Below are 23180 nucleotides of genomic sequence, written 5' to 3' on the forward strand. Positions count from 1 at the left end.
GAGGGCCGCTCAGAAATACGTGGGCAGGCGGGGCGTGTAGTGCTCCTCCAGTGACGTGACCTCGTCGTCGGTGAGCTTGACGTCCAGCGCCGCGACCGCGTCGGCCAGATGGCGCGCCTTCGTGGCGCCCACGATGGGCGCGCTGACGACCGGATTGTTCAGCACCCAGGCCATGGCCACCTGCGCCATCGAGACGCCACGCGCCTGCGCGATCCGCTGGACGGCGTCCACGATGGCCTTGTCGCCCTCCAGGAACAGCGGCCGGCCCTGACGGTCGGTCGTCGGGTTGGTCGCGGCGCGGCTGGTGCCCTTCTCCCCCCAGGGACGGGCGAGCAGGCCCGCGGCGAGCGGGCTCCACGGCATGCTGCCCACGCCCTGGTCCGCGAGCAGGCCGAACATCTCCCGCTCCTCCTCCCGCTGGACCAGGCTGTACTGGTCCTGCATGGAGACGAACCGGCTCCACCCGTTCGCCTGCGCGACGTGCTGCATCGTGGCGAACTGCCAGGCCCACATCGACGAGGCGCCGATGTAGCGGGCCTTGCCGGCCTTGACGACGTCGTGCAGGGCCTCCATCGTCTCCTCCACCGGCGTCTCGGGGTCGAAACGGTGGATCTGGTAGAGGTCGACGTAGTCCGTGCCGAGGCGGCTCAGGGAGGCGTCGATCTGCTCCATGATCGCCTTACGGGACAGCCCGGCACCGCCGGGGCCCTGGTGGATCGGGAAGAACACCTTGGTCGCCAGGACGATGTCGTCGCGGCGGGTGTACTTCTTCAGCGCGCGCCCGACGATCTCCTCCGACGCGCCCATCCCGTAGACGTTGGCGGTGTCCCAGAAGGTGACGCCGAGCTCAACCGCCTGCCGGAAGATCGGCTCGGCCCCCTCGTCGTCGAGCGCCCACGGCGTCCACTCCCCGGACACCCCGAAGCTCATGCAGCCGAGCGCGATCCGGCTCACCTTCAGGCCCGACGACCCCAGACGGATGTACTCCATTTGCTATCTCTTTCCTCGCGAAACCGCAGTTCGACGGGGAGGCGGCCGCCCCCACCGGGGGAGGACACCTCCTCGACCGTCCATCCTGCGCGCGGCGGGCGCGCGCTGGCAGGGCGGGCTGTTCGGGGGTGTGACAGGGCCCCCCAACGCAGCCGCCGCGCAGGTCAGGGCCCGGCAGACTGGAAGGTATGGCACGTGAGCAACGGGACGGCAGTGGCGGCAGCGAGCTGGGACGTTTCCTGCGCGCACGCCGCACCCAGGTGACCCCGGGCGAGGTCGGCCTGACGGTCGGCCCGGGCCTGCGGCGCACCCCCGGCCTGCGGCGCGAGGAGCTGGCCACCCTGGCCGGGGTCAGCGTCGACTATTACGTCAGGCTGGAGCGCGGCAGGGAGACCCGGCCCAGCCCGGCCGTCGTCGACGCCCTGGCCCGCGCCCTTCTGCTGGACGAGATCGAGCACGAGCACCTGCGCAGCCTGGCCGCGCGCGCCGCCCGCACCGCTCCCGAGCCGCCGGCCGCGCCCGGCCGGACCGTCCGGCCCGGGGTCAAGCTGCTGCTGGAGAGCCTGCGGCCCTACCCCGCGTACGTGGGCAGCCGCACCGGCGACCTGCTCGCCCACACCCCCGCCGGGCTGCGGCTGTTCGCCGGGATGGACAGCTGGCCGCCCAGGCAGCGCAACATCGCCCGTTACGTCTTCCTCCATCCCTCGGCCCGCGAGCTGTTCCACGACTGGGACAACCAGATCCGCGGCTGCGTCGCCAGGCTGCGGGCCCTGGCCGGCACCGACCCGGACGCGCCCGACCTGACCAACCTCGCCGGGGAGCTCCTGCTCAAGAGCCCGGAGTTCGCCCGCCTGTGGGAACGCTACGACGTGCGCGGCCACGTACAAGGCCGCAAGACCTTCCACCACCCCGAGGTCGGCGACCTCACCCTCGGCTACCAGTCCATGCTGCTGGAGGGCACCCCCGGCCACCGGCTGATGACCTACTACGCCGAGCCCGGCACCCCCGAGTACGACGCGATCGTCCTGCTGGACCTGCTCGCCTCCGATCGCGCCACCAAGCTCCCCTCCAGGTGACGCGTGGGAGGCCCTGTCACTCCCCCGAACAGCGCGGTCTGCCACCCAATCGGCACGAACGCCAAGGTGGACGCGACGAGCGAACCTTCGTGAGGAGAACATGATGTCCGCTGAGCCCACACCCGCCCAGCGCCTGATCGGCGACTTCGCGCCGAAACTGGTCGAGCTGACCGACGAGGTGCTGTTCGGCGACGTCTGGGAACGTCCCGGCCTGTCGCCCCGCGACCGCAGCCTGATCACCATATCCGCGCTGGTGGCGCTGTACCGCACCGGCCAGCTCGAATCCCACCTGCGCCGAGGGCTGGACAACGGCCTGACCGAGGACGAGCTCGTCGAGGCGATCACCCACCTGGCGTTCTACGCCGGCTGGCCCAACGCCATGACGGCGATCACCACCCTGAAGGAGATGCACCGATGACCGCTTGGACGAGCGATGAGCTCACCGCGATCGGGACGCGGAGGAGCTGGATCTGGCCTCCCCGCGCCGCGACGATCAGGCTCGTGCCCGGCTCCTGACTTGCTCATCAAGATCTAGACGTTTAATATCCAGGATTATGCGGATGAGCGAGGGCGTGGAGTGGGCCCTGCACAGCTGCCTGAACCTGACGTGGGTCGAGCAGAACGAGGCCATGACCGCCGCCCGGCTGGCGGCGTTCTACGAGCTGCCCACGGCGTACCTGAACAAGCAGCTCCAGGCGCTGGCACGGGCGGGCATCGTCACCTCCACCCCCGGCCCACGGGGCGGGTTCCGGCTGGCCCGCGCGCCCGAGCGCATCACGCTGCTCGACGTGGTCACCGCGATCGAGGGGCCGGGCGAGGCCTTCCGCTGCGAGGAGGTGCTGCGGAAGGGGCCGGGCGGGCGGCCGGACGTCGACTACCGCAAGGCGTGCTTCGTCTCGCAGGCCATGCGGCGGGCCGAGCTCGCCTGGCGCAAGGAGCTGGCCGGCCAGACGCTGGCCGACATCAAGGCGACGGTGGAGCGCCACTCCCCCGGCACGCCCGCGGCCACCCGCGACTGGTTCGCGAGCCGCCGCCCCTGAACAGCCCTGTCCCCTGAGCGGCCCCGCCGCATGCCGTAATTCTGGATATCAAATATCCAGACCATCCAGAAATAAGGAGATCCAGCAATGCGCATGAGCATTCGCAAGCCCGCCGCCGACGGCCTCAAGGCGATGTACGCGCTGGAGGCGTACATCAACGCCGCCCCCGTCCCCCGCGCCACGCTCGACCTGCTCCGGTTGCGCGTCAGCCAGATCAACGGCTGCGGCTTCTGCGTGGACATGCACGCCCGCGAGGCCCGGGAGGCGGGCGTGCAGGACCGGCGCGTCAACGCGGTCGCGGCCTGGCGGGACACGCCGTTCTTCTCCGACGGGGAACGCGCCGCCCTCGCGCTCGCGGAGGCGGCCACGCGGGTCGCCGACAACCCCGACGGCGTCCCCGACGCGGTGTGGCAGGAGGCCGCGGCCCACTACGACGAGGAGGCGCTGGCCGCCCTGGTCATGGCGATCTCGGCGATCAACGCCTGGAACCGCATCAACATCACCCTCCGCAACGCCCCGGCATAGCACCTCGCTATCGAGCAAACGCTTGGTAGAGTCAGGGCGTGCTGCTCGATGACAAGGTCGCGGTCGTCACCGGGGCGGGCCCCGGGCTGGGGCGGACCCTGGCGCGCCTGCTGAGCGAGGAGGGCGCCAGGGTCGTCGTGGCCGCCCGCACCGCGGCCACCGTCGAGCGGATCGCCGCCGAGGTGCCGGGCGCGCTGGCCGTGCCCGCCGACGTGACCAGGACGAAGGACGTACGGCGGCTCGCCGGCACCGTGATCGACCGGTTCGGCCGGGTGGACGTGCTGGTCAACGCCGCCTTCCCCGGATCGCACCGCAGGAACGTGCTCGACATGTCCGACGACGACCTCGAGGCCTGGCGCGCGGCCGTCGAGACGGGCGGCTACGGCACCCTGCTGGCCTGCAGGTTCATCGCGCCGCACATGGTGGCCCAGGGCTCCGGCTCGATCGTCAACATCACCTCCATGTCCTCCCGCACGGGCTACGCGGGGCGCAGCGACTACGCCGCGGGCAAGGCCGCCGCGCACCTGCTGTCCCACTGCCTCGCCGACGAGCTCGGCCCGCACGGCGTCCGGGTCAACTGCGTCGCCCCCGGCTGGATCGCCAGTGACGTGCTCGACGACTGGATGCGCACGCGGGCCGCGGCGGAAGGCGTGCCGTTCGAGGAGATCCTCGCCCGCGACGTCTCGGCGATGGCGCTGCGCCGCATCGCCACCGAGGAGGACGTCGCCCGCGCCGTCCTCTACCTCGCCTCCGACCACGCCAAGGCCCTCACCGGCGCCACCATCGACGTCAACGGCGGCCAGCTGTTCACGTAAAACACGATCTTGTCTGTGGCCCCGGAAGTGATCACACTCAGGTTCAGGCAGAGCTCGGCGTCGAACGAGGAGCACCTCCATGACCACCCCTTTGACCTGGCTCATACGGATAGGTGCCGCGTGCGTCCTGGCCGCGCCCGCGCTGTCGCCCGGCGCCGCGTCGGCCCTGACTACGGCCACGGCACCACTCCAGCCCCTGAGCCTGACGGGCCTCGACCTGCGCGCCGGGTCCGACCCGTACACCGTGCCGCTCACGGCGGAGTACGAGCAGGTGGGCATCGGCGGGGCGCTCAGCGGGACCGACCGCGTCGCGCTGCCCGGCAACGAGGACCCCGGCTGCGCCGCCCGGGCGGCCTATCTGCCGCGCGTGCCGGTCCGTTCCTGGTTCTGCTGGCCCACCGCCGCCCAGGGCGACAAGGAGGACCTCCCGCACTCCCCCTGGGTGCCGCAGGGGCTGGCCACCTCGGGCGAGGCCCAGCTCGACGGCACCCCGATCGGCGGCGACCACCGGGCGCTCATCACCAGCTGGGTCTGGCTGAACTCCCCCGACCCGGACAACCCCGACTACCGCACCAACTCCGTGAACCTGTCGGTGGTCGACCTCGACGACCGCCGCTACCGCAACGTCCTGCCCGTGTGGGTCGACAGCCAGGGGAAGCTGCGGCGCGTGTACGGGCACGGCGGCGGCCTGGCCTGGTACGGCCCCTACCTGTTCATGACCTCCAGCACCAACTGGAACGGCTACTCGGGCCCCGACTCCACGTACAACACCATCCGGGTGTTCGACACCCGCAAGATCTACCGCAAGCGGGACGGGAGCGGCGGCGACTACAAGTACGTCATCCCCGAGGTGCGCCACTACATCACCCCCATCCGCCTGGACTACGTCTCCCTGGACCGCCACAGCTCCGGCGGCGCCAGCCTGATCACCGGAACCTACAAGGCCTCCAGCGGCTCCACGGGCTCCCCGGCCGGCACCAAACTGGTCCGCTACCGGTTCCAGCCGCCCCCGGACGGCGACTACCGGCTCGTCAACGCGCCCGTGCAGGCCTGGGTGTCCACCGTCCCGGCCGACCCCGCCGACGCCATCAGCGACGTGCAAGGCGTCCAGTCCGACGGCGACCTCCTCTACATCAACATGGCGGCCGGCGCGCACCCCGGCCCCGACCCCAGGAGACGCTTCGCCACCGTGAACGTCGCCACCACGCCCCGGACGATCAGCGCCCACACGAGCTGGGCGTACCGGCCGGAGGACCTGTCACAGTGGTACGCCACCGGCGAGCTGTGGGGGCTCACCGAGGGCGAGGAGGAACGGGTCGTCTTCTCCGTCGCCATCGCCGACGTCGATCCCTCCTGAACTCAGCGCCACTGGCGAAATCTTGATGGTCCCGGATTAACGACATCGCCATCCGCCGGGCGTCCCGGTGGAGGAATCGTCCCGAGTTTGCTGGGGTGGGTCCGGGAGGTGACCGATGCCCCAGGACAGACCGATTCTCGTCACGGGCGCCGCCGGCAGCGTCGGAGCGGTCGGCCGGACCGTCGTGGAGACGCTGCGGCGTCAGGGGCTCCCGGTCCGGGCGCTCGTCCATCGCGAGGACGAGCGCGCCGAGGCGCTGCGGGCCACGGGGGCCGAGGTCGTCGTCGCCGACATGACGCGCGCCGCCGACGTCGTGCCCGCCATGCACGGCGTCGGCCGGGTGTTCTTCAGCATGAGCGTCTCGCCGTCGTACCTGGAGGGCGCCGTCACCATGGCGACCGTGGCCCGCCAGACCGCCGGCATCGGAGCGTTCGTCAACCTCTCGCAGATGACCGTCTCCGGGATGACCACCACGAGCACGGAGGAGTCACGCCAGCAGCGGCTGCACTGGCTCGCCGAGCAGGCGCTCACCTGGTCCGGGCTGCCGCTGGTCGTCGTCCGGCCCACGGTCTTCCTCGAACACCCCTTCTTCACCCTCTTCGCCGCCGCCTCCATAGCCGAGCGGGACGAGATCCGCCTGCCGTTCGGGGGCGCGCGGACCTCGCCGGTCGCGGCGGGCGACGTGGCGGAGGTCGTCGCGACCATCCTGGCCGCCCCGTCGCCGCACGTCGGCAAGGTGTACGAGCTCACCGGCCCGCGCTCGGAGGACATGAACGCCGTGGCGGCGGAGTACTCCGAGGCCCTGGGGCGGCGCATCACGTACGTGGACATGCCGCTGAAGGAGTGGATCGAGCGGGACCTCCGCAAGGCGAAGCTGCCGGACCACGTGGCCGAGCACATCTCCACCATGGCGCGGCTGCACGCGCGGGGCCGCTACGCCCGCCTGACCCACGACGTCGAGACCATCACCGGACGGCCCGCGACGAGCGTCAAGAACTTCGTCGCCGGTCACGCGGCCCTCTTCGGCGGCACCCGGGTTGGCCCCGGAGGCCTGCGGTAGCGATCATCGGAGGATGCCGAGAAGTGCGCTGGACCGGGCGCGTGACCTGTGGGCGGCCCTGGCCGGCACCCCCGTCACGTTCCCCGCGAGCGGGGACGTGAAGGTCGTGGTCTCGCCCGGGTCGTCGTTGTGCCCGCCGGGCTGGACGGGCGTCGTCGCGCTGGGCGGGGCGATCCTGGCCACCGTGCCCGGCGCCGGCCTGGCCGAGCCGGTGCGGAGCGCGCTGCCGGCCCTCGGCGACGCCGGCCTCGCCCGGCTCCCGGACCTCCTGCCGGTCCTGGACGTCCTGGGCCCGGCGACACTGGCCTACCTCGACGCCGGTGACTTCGTCGCCGCCCCGCCCGTCGCCGAGGTCGAACGCCTGCCGGCCGATCACCCGGCGATCCGGGCCCTGCTCGAATCGGTGCCGCAGGAGGAGGCGGACGAGTCCGGCCTGGAGGAGATCGCCTCGGCCGCCTACGCCGTCCGCGAGGGCGGGGACGTCCTCGCCGCCGCCGGCTTCCGCCCCTGGCTGGACGCGGCCGCGCACGTGAGCGTGCTGACCGCGCCGCGGTGGCGCGGCCGGGGGCTGGCCCGCCTGGCGGCCTCCGCGGCGGTCGCCGACGCGCTGGCGATCGGGCTGCTGCCGCAGTGGCGGGCACGTCCGGAGCCGTCGCGGCGCGTCGCCCGCGCGCTCGGCTTCCGCGAGCACGGCGCGCAGATCAGCATCCGCCTCTAGGACCGCTCACGGACCGAAGATCCGGCGAGCTCGGGTGTTTATACGCCGCGGATATACCCTCAGAGTATAGTCTCCGGGCATGAGCGTTCCCCTTGCGCTGCTCGGCCTCCTGGAGCGGGAGCCGAGCCATGGTTACGACCTGAAACGCGACTACGACACCTACTTCGGCGGGGGCAAGTCCCTGCCGTTCGGCCAGGTGTACTCCACGCTCGCCCGCCTGGTCAGGGACGGCAAGATCGCCGCCGGGCAGAGCGAGCCGGGCGACGGCCCCGACCGCAAGCGCTATGCCATCACCCCGGTCGGCCGGAGCGAGGTCGAAAGGTGGCTGGCCGAGCCGGTCGAGGCCGAGCCGTACCTGCAGACGGTGCTGTTCACGAAGGTCGTGCTGGCGCTGATGCTGGGCCGCGACGCGGCGGGCTACCTCGACGCCCAGCGCGCCACGCATCTGCGGCGCATGCGGGAGCTGTCCGAGATCAAACGCGGCGGCGCGCTGATCGACACGCTCCTCGCCGACCACGCCCTGTTCCGGCTGGAGGCCGACCTGCGGTGGATCGACGTCACCCAGGCCAGGCTGGGGGCGCTGGCGGAAACGGTGCGCGAACGATGATCGTCAACGCTCTGCTGCGGGCCGAGGGCATCAGCCGCTCCTTCGGCAGCACGCCCGCGCTGCGGGAGGCCGGCCTGTCGGTGGCCGCGGGCGAGGTCCTGGCCATCATGGGGCCCAGCGGTTCCGGCAAGTCGACGCTGCTGCACTGCCTGGCCGGGATCTTCACCCCGGACACCGGCGAGGTGTGGTTCGACGGGCGGCGGCTCGACACGCTGGACGACGGCCGCCGCAGCGAGCTGCGGCGCACCGCCTTCGGGTTCGTCTTCCAGTTCGGCCAGCTCGTGCCCGAGCTGACGGTGGCCGACAACGTGGCGCTGCCGCTGCTGCTCGGCCGTACCAGACGCAAGCAGGCGTACGCGCGGGCCGCGTCCTGGCTGGAGCGGCTGGAACTGGCCGGGCTGGGCGGCCGGCGTACCGGGGAGCTGTCGGGCGGGCAGGCGCAGCGGGTGGCCATCGCGCGGGCGCTGGTGACGGGGCCGCGCGTGATCTTCGCCGACGAGCCGACCGGCGCGCTCGACTCGCTCACCGGCGAGCACGTGATGAACCTGCTGGTGGGCCTGGCCCGCGAGGAGGGCGCCACCGTGATCGTGGTGACGCACGACGCCCGGGTGGCCGCCTGCGCCGACCGCGAGGTCGTGGTGCGCGACGGCAAGGTGACCGACCCGTACGCCGGCGGGGTCCTCCGATGATCTCGCTGGGGCTGCGGCTGTCGCTGCGCAGCGGCAGGGAGACGGCGGCCCGGCTGGCGCTGATCGTGGCCGGGGTGGCGGTCGGCGTCGCGGTGCTGCTGGCGACGTTGTCGCTGTTCAACGCCTTCCAGGCCACCGGCGACCGGCCCTGCTGGGAGTGCGCGCGCGGCACGGCGCCCAGCGGCTGGGCCCTGGACGCCACCGGCGACGGCGCTCTGTGGAACCTCCGCGAGGACTTCTACGCGGGCCGGACGATCACCAGGCTCGACGCCGCCGCGCTCGGCGGCCGGGCGCCGGTCATCCCCGGCCTGTCCCGCATGCCCGGCCCCGGCCAGTACTACGCCTCGCCGGCGTTGGCCCGGCTCCTGGACTCGGCGCCGCGCGAACAACTCGCCGCCCGCTTCCCCGGGACGCGGGCGGGCCTGATCGGCCGGGCCGCGCTGTCCGGGCCCGACGAGCTGGTCATCGTGGTGGGCGGGACGCCGCAGCAGGTCGCCGCCGTGATCGGCACCCGGCGGGTCGACACGGTCGCCACCGAGCCGGCGGTCGACCAGAGCGCGGACGTCTACCGGTTCGGGTTCGGCATCGCCGCCGTCGGGCTGATCGTCCCGCTGCTGGTGCTGGTGGGCACCGCCACCCGGCTGGCCGCCGCCCGCCGCGAGACGCGCTTCGCGGCGATCCGGCTGGTCGGCGCCACCTCCCGGCAGATCAACATCCTCGCCGCGGTGGACGCCGCGCTGGGCGCGCTGCTCGGCGCGCTGGCCGGCGTCGTGCTCTTCCAGCTCGTACGGCCGGTCGTGGCCGGGATCCGGATCACCGGTTCGCGTTTCTTCCCCGAGCTGGCCGTCCCGAGCCTCTGGCAGTACGCGGCCGTGCTCGCCTGCGTGCCCGTCGTCGCGGCGGGCGCCTCCCTGTGGTCGCTGCGCCGGGTGCGGATCTCACCGCTCGGCGTGGCCAGGAAGGCCGCCCCGCCGCCGCCGAGAGCGTGGCGGGTGATCCCGCTGCTCGCCGGGCTGGGGCTGCTCGCGGGTCCGGCGTTCAAGGACGGCAAACCCGACACTCTGCTGGCCAACGCGGGGATCGCGCTCACCATGGCCGGGCTCGTGCTGGCCGGGCCGTGGCTGACGATGCTCGGCGCGCGCCTGGCCGCCCGGCTGACCCGCGGCGCGGCGACGCTGCTGGCCGCGCAGCGCCTGGCCGCCGACCCGAAGACCGCGTTCAGGTCGGTGAGCGGGCTGGTGCTGGCGGTGTTCATCGGGACGACGATCGCGGCCCTCGTGCCCACGGTGGTCGCGGGCCAGCGGGCCGTGGCCGGCGGCACGCTCAACGACGTGCTGGGCGCCACGCTCTGGCGGCCGGGCATCGCGAGCCTGTCGCCGCGGGCGGCGGCGGACCTGCTCGCCCAGGTGCGCGCCCAGCCCGGCGTGGACGTGCTGCCGATCTACGCCAGGGCGGACCTGGAGAGCCTGCGCCCGCCGCCCGACGGCTCGCCGCCCGCGACCTCCGTCGTCGAGTGCTCGAACCTGGCCCGCTTCCCCGTGCTCGGCCGGTGCCCCGCGGGCGCGCAGGCCGTGCTGGGCCGGTTCGACCGCGTCGTCGGCGCCGACAACCCCCTCACCATCGACAAGCTCCTCCCGCTGGCCGGACCGGCCAGCGAGTCCGCCTCCGCCGCCGGGCTCGATCTGATGGCCGTCATGATCCGTACGGGCGACGCGGCGACGCTGGAGCGGCTGCGTACCCTGGTGGCCGGCTACTCCGCGCAGGCGCCGATGACCTTCGCCGAGGTCGCCCAGGTCAGGGCCGACCTGTACACCAGGGCGGAGAGCATCGCGCTGGCCATGGTCGCGCTCACCCTGGTCGCGGGCGGCTGCAGCCTCGTGGTGGCGGTCGGCGGCGGCCTGGTGGAGCGCAGGCAGCCGTTCACGCTGCTGCGGCTGGCCGGCACGCCCACGCGGACCCTGGCCACGGTGGTGCTGCTGGAGTCGGCGCTGCCGCTCGTCCTGGCCGCCGTGCTCGCCGCCGGCGCCGGCTTCGCCGTGGCCGAGCCGCTCATCGGCCAGCTCGCGATGAAGGGCGCCTCGCTCGCGATGCCCGGGCCGGTCTACTTCGCCTCCCTCGGCGGCGGCCTGGCCGCCTCCCTCCTGGTGATCCTCACCGCCCTCCCGCTGCTCAGGCGCATGACAGCGCCCGACAACGCGCGTTTCGAATAGGAGTTGCGATGAAGCTGAAATCGGCCGCGCTGATCGCGCTGGCCCTGGTCGCAGCCGTCATGGTGGTGGTACGCACCGACGCGCCCGCCCTGGCGGACGACGGCCGCTACGCCGCCGAGATCCGGCGCACCGAGTACGGCATTCCCCACATATCCGCCAAGGACTACGGCGGGCTCGGATTCGGGTACGGCTACGCCTTCGCGCAGGACAACCTCTGCGTGCTGGCCTCCTGGGTGGTGACGTTACGGGGCGAGCGGTCCCGGTACTTCGGCCCCCAGGCGAAGTCCGACGACCCGGTCCGCCCGGTCGCCAACCTGGTCAGCGACGTCTACTACAAGAGCGTCGCCGACTCTGGCGTGGTGCCGCGGCTGCTGGCCCGGCGATCGCCGCTGGGCCCGACCGTCGAGCTGCGCCGGCTCGTGGACGGCTACGTCGCCGGGTACAACCGCTACCTGGAGCAGACCGGCGTGGCGAACCTGCCGGATCCCACCTGCCGGGGCAAGGCCTGGGTCGGCCCCATCACCGCGACCGACCTGTGGAACAACCTGCTCGACCTCAGCCGGATGACCGGCATCGCCGGGATGAAGGAGTACGTCGTCGGGGAAGCCGAGGCCGAGGGGCCGGAGCGCAGGCCGGCCGCGGGCAGCAACGCCTGGGCGCTCGGCCGCCGGGCGACCCGAGACGGCCACGGCATGGTGCTGGCCGACCCGCACTTCCCCTGGAACGGGATCCGCCGCTTCTACCAGGTGCAGCTGACCATCCCCGGCGTGCTCGACGTCTCCGGCGGCAGCCTGTACGGCACGCCGGTCGTCGAGATCGGCCACAACGCGACCACGGCCTGGACCCACACGGTCTCCCACGCCCAGCGGTTCAACCTCTACCGGCTCGACCTCGTAGACCGCACCAGCTACCGGGTGGACGGCCGGACCGAGCCGATGGGTCGCCAGGAGGTGCAGGTCACCCTCCAGGACGGCACCGTCGTGGACCACACGCTCTACACCTCGCGCTACGGCCCGGTGCTGGCCGCCGGGCAGACCGGCAAGGTCGCCTACGCGCTGGCCGACGTCAACGCCGACAACCTGCGCGCGGCCGACGAGTGGCTGGCGATGGCCAGGGCCCGGAACCTCACCCAACTGCGCGCCACCCAGAACACCTACCAGGGCATGCCGTTCGTCCACACGCTCGCCACCGACGTCGGCGGGAGCGCCTACTTCGCCGACACCTCGATGGTCCCCCACGTCACCGACGCCCAGGCGGAGCGCTGCGGCAAGCCCTCCCCCATCCCGGGCCTGGAGGAGTACGTCCTGGACGGCTCGACCTCCGCGTGCCTGTGGGGCAGGGACCGCGACGCCGTCGTGCCCGGCGTCTTCGGGCCCGGCGGCCGGCCGAGGCTGACCCGCGCCGACTACGTGGCCAACTCCAACAACACCTTCTGGATGACGAACCCGTCGGCGCCGCTGACCGGCTACCCGCGCGCGTTCGGCAAGGCGCGTACCGATCTGGAGCCGCGCCCGCGCGTCAGCCTGGACATGATCGCCCAGCGGCTCTCCGGCGCCGACGGGCTCGGCGCTCCCGGCTTCACCCTCGAGACGCTGCAGGCGAGCGTGCAGGGCAAGCGCAATTACACCTTCGAGCTCATGCGCCCGGACCTGCCGAAGCTGTGCCGTGACAGCACCCTGACCACGTCCGGCGGCAAGCCGGTGGACGTGCGCGAGGCCTGCCGGACACTGCTCAAGTGGAACGGGCGGGCCACCCTGGACGGCCAGGGGGCCATCCTGTGGCGCGAGTTCTTCGAGCGGCTGGGGCAGCCCACCAAGCCGGGAGAGCCCGTCTACAGCCCGTGGCGGGTGCCGTTCGATCCCGCGCGCCCGCTGGCCACCCCCCGGGGTCTCAAGAGCGACGACCCGGTGGTACGGCGAGCCCTGGCCGACGCCGTGGCCGCCTTCCAGGCCGGCGGCATCCCCCTGACGCTCACCCCGGGCCAGGCGCAGCGCTACTCCTCGATCCCGATCCCCGGCTGCACCGAAGGGGAGGGCTGCTTCGACCGGGTACGCATGCGCGGCATCCTCGGCGCCGACGGACGCTACCCGGAGGTGGACACCGGTTCGACCTTCATGATGGCCGTCGAGCTCACCCCCGCCGGGCCGCGTACGCGGACCATCCTCACCTATTCGCTCTCGGCCGATCCCAGCTCGCCGCACCACACCGACCAGACGGTCCTGTTCTCGCGCGGCCAGTGGGTCACCGAGCGGTTCACCGAGGCCGAGATCGCCGCCGATCCGAAGCTGAGGATCTCCACCGTGCGCGGGTGATCCGGTCGGCGGGGACCTCATTGAGCCTTCAGCGGTCCCCGGTGAGGCCGAGGCGGGCGGCGAGCCTGCTCCGTACCGGATCGTCGCCGGGCCGGTCGAGCTCGTCGAGGATGTCCAGCGCGGCCCGCCACTCCCGGCGGGCCGCCGCCTCGTCACCGGCGGACCGGCGGGTGTCGCCGAGGTTGAGCAGGCACGCCGCCTCCTCCCCGCGGTCCCCCACCTCCCGGAACAGCCGCAGAGCGTGCCGGTAGCGGCCGGCGGCCCGGTCGTGGTCGCCGGCGCGGTGGTAGGCGTAGCCCAGGCTGTCCAGGGCGGCCGCCTGGCCGTACGGGTCGCCGAGCGACTCGAACAGGGCCACGGCCTGCTCGCAGTGGTCGACGGCCTCGCGATGATGCCCGAGTTCGGCGTGCTCCCAGCCGACGGAGTTGAGAATGTCGGCGGTGCTGCTCTTGTCGCCCAGGTCCCGGTACAGCTCAAGTGCCCGCTGGGCGTGCGCGAGGGCCTCGCTGTGGCGCTCCTGAGCGCTGAACACCATGGTGAGGCTGTGGTTCGCGCGAGCCTGGAGCGCCAGGTCGCCGAGCCGGGTGGCCAGATCGAGCGCGTGATCGAGCTGGACGCGGGCGTCGTCGTAGCGGCCGAGCCGCAGATGGGTGCGCGCGATGGTCTGGTGCGCCCGGCACTGCCCGACGAGGTCGTCCTGGTCCCGGGCGGCGTCCAGGGCGGCCTGCTGCGTGGTGAGGATGTCCTGCCGGCGTCCCTGGCGGTTGAGGTAGTCGGCCAGCGACCAGGCCAGCTGCCAGGCATGCGTGGCCAGCCCGGCGTCGGCGGCCCGCCTGACCGCCCACAGCAGCGCCTGGATCTCGGCGGCGAGCCAGTCGGCGGCCTGCTGGTGGTCGCGCAGGACGACCGGGACGGCGCCGGGGGCGAGGGGTTCGGTCAGCTGGATCGCCCGCCGGTTCGGGTAGAACAGCAGGGCCGCCGCGTGCGCGGTGTGCAGGTAGTGGTCGAGCAGGCGGCGCAGCGCCGCGTCGCGCTCGGCCTCGGTGTCCTCGGCGTACGCCCGTTCGGCCGCGTAGTCGCGCAGCAGGTCGTGGAGGGCGAAGCGGCCCGGAGCGTGCTCGGTGACCAGGTGCGCGCGGACCAGCCCGGCCATGGGCCGCCGGGCGTCCGTGCCCAGGAGGCCGGTCGCGGCGGGCGGCGGGATGTCCGGTCCCGGGTGCAGGGCCAGTAATCGGAACAGCCGGGCCGCCTCCGGCTCCAGCGCGCGGTACGAGGCGGCGAACACGGTCCGCAGGTCCGCCGACAGCTCGCCGGCGTCCAGCGCGTCGAGCCGGGTGGACTCCGCGCGCAGCTCCTCGGCCAGGGACGCGAGCGGGAGCCACGGGCTCATCAGGGCGCGGGCCGCGATGATGCTCAGCGCCAGCGGCAGCCCGGCACAGCGCTCCACCAGGGCGGCCACCGCCTCCGGCTCGGCGTCGACCCGCTCGGGCCCCAGGTGGTGCAGCAGCAGCCGGCGGGCTTCGGCGGCGTCGAGCACGTCCAGCGGCACGTGGCGGGCGTCGTGGCCGGCGATCAGCCCGGGGAGCTGGTTGCGGCTGGTGACCAGCACGGTGCAGGAGGGCGTGCCCGGCAGCAGGGGGACGACCTGGGCGGTGTCGCGGGCGTTGTCGAGCACGATCAGCAGGCGTTTGCGGGCCGTCAGGCTGCGGTAGAACGCCGTCTGCTCCTCCGGCCGCTGCGGGACGGCGGCGGGATCCGCGCCGAGCGCGCCGATCAGCAGGCGCAGGGCCGTCTCCACCGGCATCGGCGCGTTCCCGGCGTCGAATCCGCGCAGGTCCAGGTAGATCTGCCCGTCCGGGAAGCGGTCCACGTGGTGGTGCGCCCAGTACAGGGCCAGCCAGGTCTTGCCGATGCCGCCGTACCCGCCGATGGCGGAGATCATCGCCACCCGGTCCCTGCCGTCGCCGGTCAGCGCGTCGTCCAGGGTGGCCAGCTCGCGCGGGCGTCCGACGAACACCGGCGGCGGCGCGGGCAACTGGCGCGGCACCATGATCCCGGCGGGTGGAGGCGTGGGCGCGGGAGGCGCCGGGGCGGATTCGGCGGGGGCGGGCGCCACCGCGGCGGTGAGCATCTGGTGGTGCAGGAGCCGCAGGTCGGGGCCGGGGTCCACACCGAGGTCGGCGGCCAGCCGCTTGCGGATCCGCTCGTACTGCTGGAAGGCCTCGCCCTGGCGGCCGCTGCGGTACAGGGCGAGGATCAGCTGGGCGGCCGGCCGCTCGTCCAGCGGGTGTTCGGCCGCCAGGGACTCCAGGGGGCCGAGGAGCGCGGCGTGGCCGCCGCGGCGCAGCCGTACGTCGTGGTAGGCCAGGCGCGCGGCCAGCCGCTCACCCTGGAGGATGTGCCGCTGGGCCCTCGCCCACGAGGTGTCCAGGTCGGCGAAGGGCTCGCCGCGCCACAGGTCCAGCGCCTGCTCGTACAGGCGTTCGGCGGTGGCGTCGTCGCTCGTGCGGGCCCGGTTCCGCAGGTCACGGAAGCGGTGCAGGTCCACCGCGCTCTCGTCGGCCCGCAGCAGGTAGCCGCCGCCGCTGCGGCGGATGCCGCCGTCCCAGGCCGCCGGCAGGGACGTACGCAGCCGGGACAGGTAGCTCTGCAGGGTCGCGGTCGGCCGACGCGGCGGATCCTCCCCCCACACGCAGTCGGTCAGCTGGTCGAGGGACACCGGCTGGCTGACCTTCACCAGCAGCGCCGCCAGCACGCTTCGCTGCCTGGCCGGCCCCAGCTCGATCGCCTGGCCGTCGGCCCAGGCGCAGATCTCCCCCAGCACGCCGAAATCGACTCGTAGCACTCAGCCCTCCAGAGACCGGCTCATCATCCGGGGGTCGCGACCCCGTCTGGATGCTCGCATGCCGCGGGGCGCCCCGCACCACCGCTCGCGCGAGTGGAGCAAGGGGTCGTGCGCTCTGGGTAGTTATACTCGGTAGATATACCCCAATATGAACAATTTCCCCCCAGATCGACGCTGATGACCCCGGCGACGTGGTGAAGGGGATGGGATGGGCGAACAGCGTGCGCAGGGTCCGCGGACCGTGTCGGCGGACCGGATTTCCGAGGAGCGAAGACGGCTGCTCGCGGAGGTCGGTGACGATCTGTGGGGGATCGAGCTCCTGCGGTTCGCGCTCGAGCAGGCGGTGGCCGATCTTGCCGGGCTCGGCGGGATGGTGCACCTCGGCAGCCCCGGCCACGGCGGCGGGCTGCGTCTCGTCGTGACCAGCGGGCTACCCCCCGTGCTCACCCACGCGTGGGAGCGCGTCGACGGCAACGGCCCGCTCGCCCCGGCCCGCGCTTTCCGCAACGCCGCGTCCGTCCGGGTCTCCATGGCGAACATCGCCGCCGGCATCCCCCAGCAGGGCTCCGCCACGGCCGAGGCCCGGTCCTGGCCGGTCGGCACGGCGATGACGGCCGTCCCGCTGCTCGGCCCCGGCGGTCCGGTCGGCGCGCTGTCGATCGTGACAGCCTCCTCCCACGAGCCGTCGCCCGGCCAGCGGGCCTTCCTCGACCTGCTGAGCCGATGGGTGGGCGGGCGCCTGGGCAGGCCCTCCGCTCCACTGCCCGGCTCGGGCCCCATGGGCGGGCGGAGCCGGTCCGCCGGCTCTCACCTGCCGCAGCATCTGGAGACCATCGGCACGTGGGACTGGGACATCCGGACCGGGGACGCCATCTGGAACGACGCGATGCTGACCCTGCTCGGCATCGAGCCGGGCGCCTTCGACGGACGCATCGAGACCTGGATGGCCCTGGTCCACCCCGAGGATCTGCCGTGGGTGCTGACCGACATCGACGAGGCGATCCGCGCGGGCAGGATGTACAACACCGAGTACCGGGTGTGCCGCCCGGACGGGACGGACGTCTGGGTACGGGCCCGTGGCCGGTTGCTGGTCGACGAGAACGGCGAGCCGGCGCGCATGGTCGGCACGCTGTGGGACATCACCAAGACCCATGACGACCTCGAGGCGGTCGCCGAGCAGCGGACGGATCACGCCGAGCGCGCGGCCCAGGAGCGGTCCGCGCGTATCAAGCAGCTGACCAGGGCGCTGGCCGAGGCGGTCACCGTGCGGGACGTCTTCGACGCCTCCGCCGAGCACATCCTGCCGGCGTTCGGCGCCGCCGGTCTCATGCTCACCTTCCTGGAGGGCGACCACCTGCGGCCGGTCGGGTTCACCGGGTACTCGCAGGAGTTCGTCGACCGGGTGACCCGGATCCCCGCCACCGCGGGGCTCCCGATCTCTCAAACCCTGCGGGAGCGCACGCCGATGTTCATCAACTCGGTCGAGGAGTACATCGAGCGCTACCCCGAGACGGCCGACCTGCCGGCGGCGGGCGGCAAGAAGGCGTGGGCCTTCCTCCCGATGATCGCCTCGGGACGCCCCGTCGGCAGCTGCGTCGTCTCCTTCGCCGAGCCGCGCCAGTTCACGGGCGAGGAGCGCAACCTGCTCACCACGCTCAGCGGGCTGGTCGCCCAGGCCATGGAACGGGCCCGCCTGTACGACAGGGAGCACACGCGCGCCCAGGAACTGCAGCGCGGGCTGCTCCCCCGCGGGCTGCCCGACGTGCCCGCGGTCACCGCCGCGGCCCGCTACCTGCCCGCCGGCAAGGACATGGAGGTGGGCGGCGACTGGTACGACGTCATCCCGCTGTCGGCGGACCGGGTCGCCCTCGTCATCGGCGACGTCATGGGACACGGCGTGGCCGAGGCGGCCACCATGGGCCGCCTGCGTACGGCTGTCCGCACCCTGGCCGACCTGGAGCTGCCTCCTGACGAGCTGCTCACCCACCTCAACGACGTGGTCAGCGGCCTCGGCGACGACTTCTACGCCACCTGCCTGTACCTGGTCTACGACGCCACCACCCGCTCCTGCGTGCTCACCCGCGCCGGCCATCCGCCGCCCGCGGTCGTCCACCCCGACGGCGCCGTCCACTTCCCCGACGCCGATCCGAACTCGCCCCTCGGCGCCGCGACCCCGCCCTTCGACACCGTACGGATGGAGCTGCCCGAAGGCAGCCTGCTGGTGCTGTACACCGACGGCCTGGTCGAGTCCGCCACCCTCGACATCGACCAGGGCATCGCCGATCTCGCCAAGGCGCTGGGCGACACGGTCCCCAGGATCCCGCCCGCGGCGACGTGCCGGCACCCGGACCGGGACGCCACCCCGCTGCACTGCGCCGAGTGCCTGGAATCCCTGTGCGACAGCCTCACCGCCACCCTGCTGCCCGGCAGGCAGGGCACCGCCGACGACGCGGCCCTGCTGGTGGTCCGCACCCATGCGCTGCCGAACGACGACATGGCCACCTGGCCGCTGCCCGAACACCCCAAGGCCGCCGGCGAGGCCCGCGAACACGTCCGCGCCCAGCTCAGCGCCTGGCACCTGGACGACCTGTCGATGACCACCGAGCTGCTGGCCAGCGAGCTGGTCGGCAACGTCGTCCGCCACGCCAAGGGCCCCATCCACCTGCGCCTGCTCCGCAGCGACGTGCTCACCTGCGAGGTCTCCGACGGCAGCCTGACCACGCCCCGCATCCGCCGCGCCGCCGACACCGACGAGGGCGGCCGCGGGCTCCAGCTGGTCTCCGCGATCTCCCATCGCTGGGGCACCCGCTACACCGACACCGGCAAGTGCATCTGGACCGAACAGCCCCTCCAGCCCGCGCAGCCCGCCCTCTAGGAGGATCTCGCTCCCAAGGCGTCGAGCCTCTCCCGCACGTGCTTCGCCTTCTCGGTGCGGTGCTGGTCCTGGTAGATGGCGAGGGCCTGGCCCCAGGCCCGGGCGGCTTCGCCGTCCTGGCCGAGGGCGTGGTGGGTGTCGCCGAGGTGGAAGAGCGTGTCGGCCTCCTGGCTGGCGTTGCCGGTCTCCCGCCGCAGCGTCAGGGCCTCGCGGTAGTAGTCGAGAGCCCGGGCGTGACGGCCGGTGTGGTGGGCGATGTAGCCGAGACTGTCGAGGGTCGCCGCCTCGCCGTTGCGGTCGCCATGGCTGCGGAGCAGGGCCAGCGCCTGCTCGCAGTGCTCCCGGGCCCTGGCGAAGTCGCCGAGCATCGCGGTGCCCCACCCCAGGGAGTTGAGCGCGTTGGCCTCCCCCATGGCGTCGTCGATGTCCCTGTACAGCCGCAGGGCGTGCTCCAGATGGACCAGCGCCTGCGCGGGCTCCTCCCGGTGGCCCCACGCCAGCCCGAGCGTATGGCGGACATGGGCCTGGCCGGCGATGTCTCCCGACTGCTCGTACAGGGCGAGGGCTTCGGCGAAATGGGACAGCGACTCCGCGTGGAGCCCCGCCCGGGTGCAGGCGCGGCCGAGCAGCTGGTGGACCATGGCATGGGCGGTCGCATCGGCCACGTGTTCGACGGCGCCGGACGCCAGGCGCCAGGCCGCGACACAGTTCTGGAGCAGGTTGTGGCCCAGGTGGAAGGTGTCGAGCGTCCAGGCCAGCTGCCATACGGCGCCATGAAGACCGTGCTCGGCGGCCAGCCGCTGGGCGGCGAGCGCGCAGGCGTGCTCGGCCTTGAACCAGGCCTGTGCCGCCGCCACGTCCGCCAGGGCGTCCGTCAGGCAACCGGGAGCGGGCGGCTCCATCCGGATGGCGCTTCGCCGGCGCGGGGAGAGCAGGCGGTCGGCGGCGTACGACGTGTGCAGGTAGAAGTCCACGAGACGGCGCACGGCGCCGGCACGGGCATCCGCGCTCAGGTCGAGGCGGGCGCGGTCGATGGCGTAGAGGCGGACGAGATCGTGCATCCGATACCGGCCGGGAACGTGCTGATCCAGCAGATGGGCGGTTTCCAGGGTGCGCAGCAGCGTACGCGTGTGCGCCACCGGGCGGCCGATGAGGCTCGCGACGGCGAGCAGGCTCGTGTCCGGGCCCGTCACGAGGCCCAGATGGGCGAAGGTCTCGGCCGCCTCGGGGGCCAGCACGCGGTAGGAGGAGCCGAAGACCTCCCGCAGGTCGGTGCTCAGCTCGTCGGTCTGCAGGGCGTCCAACCGGGTGGGCTCCGCCTGGAGCTCGTCCGCCAGCGCGGTGAGGGGAAGGCCGGCGTTGATGATGGCCCGCGCCGCGACGATCCCGAGGGCCAGCGGCAGCCCCGCGCACGTCTTGATGATGCCGTCCACCGCCTCGCGTTCGGCCGCCATGCGGTCCTGGCCCAGGCGGCGTCTGAGCAGCTGGCCGGCCTGCGCGTCGGAGAGCGGCGCGAGGCGCAGTAAGTGGGCGCCCTCGGCCGCGATCAGGCCGGTGAGCGCGGTCCGGCCGGTCACCAGGGTGAGGGCCTCCGGAGACGGGGGCAGCAGTGGGCGCACCTGGTCCGGCTCGCGGGCGTTGTCCAGGAGGACGAGCACCCGCCGACCGGCCAGCAGACTCCGGTAGAGCCCGATCTGCTCGCCGAAGGCGGAGGGCATCCGGTGGTGGGGCACGTGGAGGAACCCGAGCAGGATCCGCACCGCCTCCGACGGTGGCATGGGCGTCGCGCCGGGGCTGAAGCCCCGCAGGTCCACGTAGAGCTGGCCGTCGGGAAAGCGGTCGCGTGCCGTGTGGGCCCAGTGGGCGGCGAGCGCGGTCTTCCCGACCCCGCCGGTGCCGGTGATCACGCAGGTCGTGGCGGTGCGCGGCGGGGCCTCGTCCGGGAGCGGGAGGAGCCCGTCCAGCTCGAACAGCTCGGCTTCCCTGCCGCTGAAATGCTTGACGTCCGAGGGGAGCCGGCAGACCGGCGTCCACGGTGCGGGCTCGCTCACCGGCGTGGTGCCGGCCAGGATGGCGGCCTGCAGCTGCTGGAGCTCCTCGCCGGGCTCCAGGCCCAGCTCGTCGGTGAGCACCGAGCGGGCGTGCCGGAAGGCCTCCAGCGCTTTGTCCCGCTGTCCCGCTCGCGAGTGCGCGAGCATGAGCAGCCGCCATGCGCGCTCGCGCAGCGGCTGCTCGGCGACGAACGCGCGGAGGTCCTCGATCACCTCCGTGGGCCGGCCGAGGGCGAGCTTCGCTTCGGCCCAGTCCAGCCTGACCACGGCCAGCCGCTCTTCCAGCTCGGTCACGCGGGCGAGCATGTGACCGGAGAGCTTGGTGCCTTCGGCGGGTTTGCCCCGCCACATCCCCAGAGCCCTCTCGAACTGGGCGACGGCGGCGCGGACGTCGCCCGCCTCGGACTCCTTCCGCGCCAGCCGGATCGCCTGTTCGAACTGCAGGAGGTCCACCTCCTCGGCATGTGCCTCGAAGGTGTAGCCCGTTTCCCTGGTGAGCAGCCGCGTGTCGAGCGACAGGCTCCTGCGGAGCTGGCCGATGTAGGTCTGCAGGTTGGGGATGGCGGAGGGAGGGGGGTTTTCCCACAGGGCCTCCACCAGCCGCTCCCGGGACACCAGCGTGTTGACGTTGAGCAGCAGGCTGGCGAGGACGGCGCGCGGCTTGCCGCTGAGATGCACCTGCCTGCCATCGGCCCAGCTCACCCGTACCGGGCCCAAGATTGCAAAGGTCGCGTCGACCATGACCCGCTCCTCGCCTGTAGTGGCTCTGTAGCGTGCTTGTGGCACCAGCGCCGATTGTGACCCAGCGGGCATTCATGGTCGAGAGGGACAGGCCGGAAAGATCTTTCCGGCCTGTCGCCAACGGTCAGCTCGCGCTGCAGGAGACCGTCGGCCAGGTCTGGTTGCCGTTGTGCTGGATCGTCACGCCCCAGTTGTCGCCGTTGCCGTTGGGCCTGGCGGTCAGCACCTGGGCGCTGGGGTAACTGGCGGTGATGTTCCAGGTAGCGATGATCTTCGCCGGGGACGGCACGTTCATCGTCACGGTCCAGTTGCTGGAGCCGCTGACGGCGACGTTGAGATTGTACCGGTCGCTCCACTGCTGCCCCGCGGACAACGACGCGGTGCAGCCGCCGCCGGGGTTGCCGCCTCCTCCGCCGGAGGAGCCGTCCACCGTGATGTTGGAGTTTCCGCTGCTCTGATATCCCTCTGTCGCGAGGATCATGTAATCGTGGCTGCCCAGGCTCATGCCGTAGCGGGCCCATGCGTCGAAATGGTTGCCGGCGGTGATGGTGCCGCCCGTTTTCTTCGACTGCCGGACGCTCCAATATTGGTTGAAGGTTCTCGTGCCTTCGATGGAGGGGGCGTTGTACCGCGTCGTCTGGTAGACGTCGTACGTGCCGCCGTCGCTGGTCACGGTGCCCTTGTACGTGCCCGTGGGCCGGTAGGTGCCCCAGTTGTCGACGACGTAATACTCCACGAGCGGATTTCTCGTCCAGCCGTAGAGGGCCAGATAGGCGTTGCCGGACGGGTTGAAGCTGCCCGAGTAGTTCACGGTCCTGCGTCCGCCGGGGTTCCAGCCCTTACCGGCGACGAAATTGCCGGTGTTGCTCCATGAGGTGCTGTAATTGCCGCCGGATCCGAGGTTCATGGACACCGACCCGGCTCTGTCGGTCCAGAACGAATAGAAGTAGCCGTTGTTGGTGCCGGTCTGGTTGGAGGTTATGGGGGCCGCGTTGGCGATGCCGGGCGGCATCACGATGGCGACGACCAGCGCCACGACCAAGGCGCAGGCACGGCGGATGAGCATGTGCTTCCTCCTCGCGACGGTTCCGAAATTATCGGCTTTCGATCGAAAGTATCGGCACTGCTTTACAGAGGTGTCAACGAGCCTTGTCAGTCGCCAGACCCGAGGGAACCATTCAGCCTGGTCAGCGAACGAGATGCATTGGTGAAAGTTTCGTACACGTTCCGAAACGACGGTTTATTCGATGGAGGCGTGTTTCTTGCCGC

At 72.5% G+C, this 23180-nt stretch carries 17 protein-coding genes; 13 read left to right on the forward strand and 4 right to left on the reverse strand.

Going from position 1 to position 23180, the window contains the following annotated elements:
• Nucleotides 1–9 precede the first annotated feature (9 nt).
• Nucleotides 10–990 carry an aldo/keto reductase gene (locus ACWDRB_RS48520; RefSeq protein ID WP_449906115.1) on the reverse strand — a complete coding sequence of 327 codons (981 nt, stop codon included), beginning with the start codon at nucleotides 988–990 and terminating at the stop codon, nucleotides 10–12.
• Nucleotides 991–1178: 188 nt separating this feature from the next.
• Here ACWDRB_RS48520 and ACWDRB_RS48525 point away from each other — a divergent pair, with 188 nt between their 5' ends.
• The 12 genes from ACWDRB_RS48525 (at nucleotide 1179) to ACWDRB_RS48580 (ending at nucleotide 13399) form a co-directional block, all read left to right on the forward strand.
• Nucleotides 1179–2066, forward strand: coding sequence for a helix-turn-helix transcriptional regulator (locus ACWDRB_RS48525; RefSeq protein WP_449906118.1), 888 nt, complete (start codon nucleotides 1179–1181; stop codon nucleotides 2064–2066).
• Between the two features lie 100 nt (nucleotides 2067–2166).
• The gene (locus tag ACWDRB_RS48530) at nucleotides 2167–2484 is read left to right on the forward strand and encodes a carboxymuconolactone decarboxylase family protein (RefSeq protein ID WP_350733037.1); all 318 of its coding nucleotides are present in this window, start codon (nucleotides 2167–2169) and stop codon (nucleotides 2482–2484) included.
• A gap of 142 nt (nucleotides 2485–2626) precedes the next feature.
• Complete coding sequence (locus tag ACWDRB_RS48535) at nucleotides 2627–3106, forward strand: RrF2 family transcriptional regulator (protein WP_449906121.1); 480 nt, start codon at nucleotides 2627–2629, stop codon at nucleotides 3104–3106.
• 93 nt (nucleotides 3107–3199) lie between these two features.
• The gene (locus tag ACWDRB_RS48540; protein ID WP_449906124.1) at nucleotides 3200–3631 is read left to right on the forward strand and encodes a carboxymuconolactone decarboxylase family protein; all 432 of its coding nucleotides are present in this window, start codon (nucleotides 3200–3202) and stop codon (nucleotides 3629–3631) included.
• A gap of 38 nt (nucleotides 3632–3669) precedes the next feature.
• Nucleotides 3670–4446 (forward strand): SDR family oxidoreductase, encoded by a 777-nt coding sequence (locus ACWDRB_RS48545; RefSeq protein WP_449906127.1) that lies wholly within the window; start codon nucleotides 3670–3672, stop codon nucleotides 4444–4446.
• Between the two features lie 79 nt (nucleotides 4447–4525).
• Nucleotides 4526–5803: a hypothetical protein gene (locus tag ACWDRB_RS48550; RefSeq protein ID WP_449906129.1), complete on the forward strand. Its 1278-nt coding sequence runs from the start codon at nucleotides 4526–4528 to the stop codon at nucleotides 5801–5803.
• Between the two features lie 115 nt (nucleotides 5804–5918).
• Complete coding sequence (locus ACWDRB_RS48555) at nucleotides 5919–6863, forward strand: NAD(P)H-binding protein (RefSeq protein ID WP_397374202.1); 945 nt, start codon at nucleotides 5919–5921, stop codon at nucleotides 6861–6863.
• Nucleotides 6864–6876: 13 nt separating this feature from the next.
• A complete protein-coding gene (locus ACWDRB_RS48560) occupies nucleotides 6877–7581 on the forward strand; it encodes a GNAT family N-acetyltransferase (RefSeq protein ID WP_449906132.1) in 705 nt (234 codons plus the stop codon).
• Nucleotides 7582–7660: 79 nt separating this feature from the next.
• Nucleotides 7661–8188, forward strand: a complete 528-nt coding sequence (locus ACWDRB_RS48565) for a PadR family transcriptional regulator (protein WP_350733046.1) — start codon at nucleotides 7661–7663, stop codon at nucleotides 8186–8188.
• Complete coding sequence (locus ACWDRB_RS48570; RefSeq protein ID WP_363982765.1) at nucleotides 8185–8877, forward strand: ABC transporter ATP-binding protein; 693 nt, start codon at nucleotides 8185–8187, stop codon at nucleotides 8875–8877. Before ACWDRB_RS48565 ends, ACWDRB_RS48570 begins: the two co-directional genes overlap by 4 nt.
• Nucleotides 8874–11087, forward strand: coding sequence for an FtsX-like permease family protein (locus ACWDRB_RS48575; RefSeq protein ID WP_449906136.1), 2214 nt, complete (start codon nucleotides 8874–8876; stop codon nucleotides 11085–11087). Before ACWDRB_RS48570 ends, ACWDRB_RS48575 begins: the two co-directional genes overlap by 4 nt.
• A gap of 8 nt (nucleotides 11088–11095) precedes the next feature.
• A complete protein-coding gene (locus tag ACWDRB_RS48580) occupies nucleotides 11096–13399 on the forward strand; it encodes a penicillin acylase family protein (RefSeq protein WP_449906139.1) in 2304 nt (767 codons plus the stop codon).
• Between the two features lie 28 nt (nucleotides 13400–13427).
• Here the strand turns inward: ACWDRB_RS48580 and ACWDRB_RS48585 are convergent, their stop codons facing one another.
• On the reverse strand, nucleotides 13428–16244 hold the full coding sequence (locus ACWDRB_RS48585) for an AfsR/SARP family transcriptional regulator (RefSeq protein WP_449906142.1): 2817 nt from the start codon (nucleotides 16242–16244) through the stop codon (nucleotides 13428–13430).
• 208 nt (nucleotides 16245–16452) lie between these two features.
• Here ACWDRB_RS48585 and ACWDRB_RS48590 point away from each other — a divergent pair, with 208 nt between their 5' ends.
• Nucleotides 16453–19119 carry a SpoIIE family protein phosphatase gene (locus ACWDRB_RS48590; RefSeq protein WP_449906145.1) on the forward strand — a complete coding sequence of 889 codons (2667 nt, stop codon included), beginning with the start codon at nucleotides 16453–16455 and terminating at the stop codon, nucleotides 19117–19119.
• On the opposite strand, the gene ACWDRB_RS48595 is transcribed toward ACWDRB_RS48590, so the two are convergent.
• On the reverse strand, nucleotides 19116–21911 hold the full coding sequence (locus ACWDRB_RS48595) for a BTAD domain-containing putative transcriptional regulator (protein WP_449906148.1): 2796 nt from the start codon (nucleotides 21909–21911) through the stop codon (nucleotides 19116–19118). The genes ACWDRB_RS48590 and ACWDRB_RS48595 overlap by 4 nt on opposite strands.
• Nucleotides 21912–22035: 124 nt before the next feature.
• The gene (locus ACWDRB_RS48600; RefSeq protein ID WP_449906151.1) at nucleotides 22036–22977 is read right to left on the reverse strand and encodes a glycoside hydrolase family 11 protein; all 942 of its coding nucleotides are present in this window, start codon (nucleotides 22975–22977) and stop codon (nucleotides 22036–22038) included.
• Nucleotides 22978–23180: the final 203 nt, after the last annotated feature.

The organism is Nonomuraea sp. NPDC003707 (genome assembly GCF_053587055.1).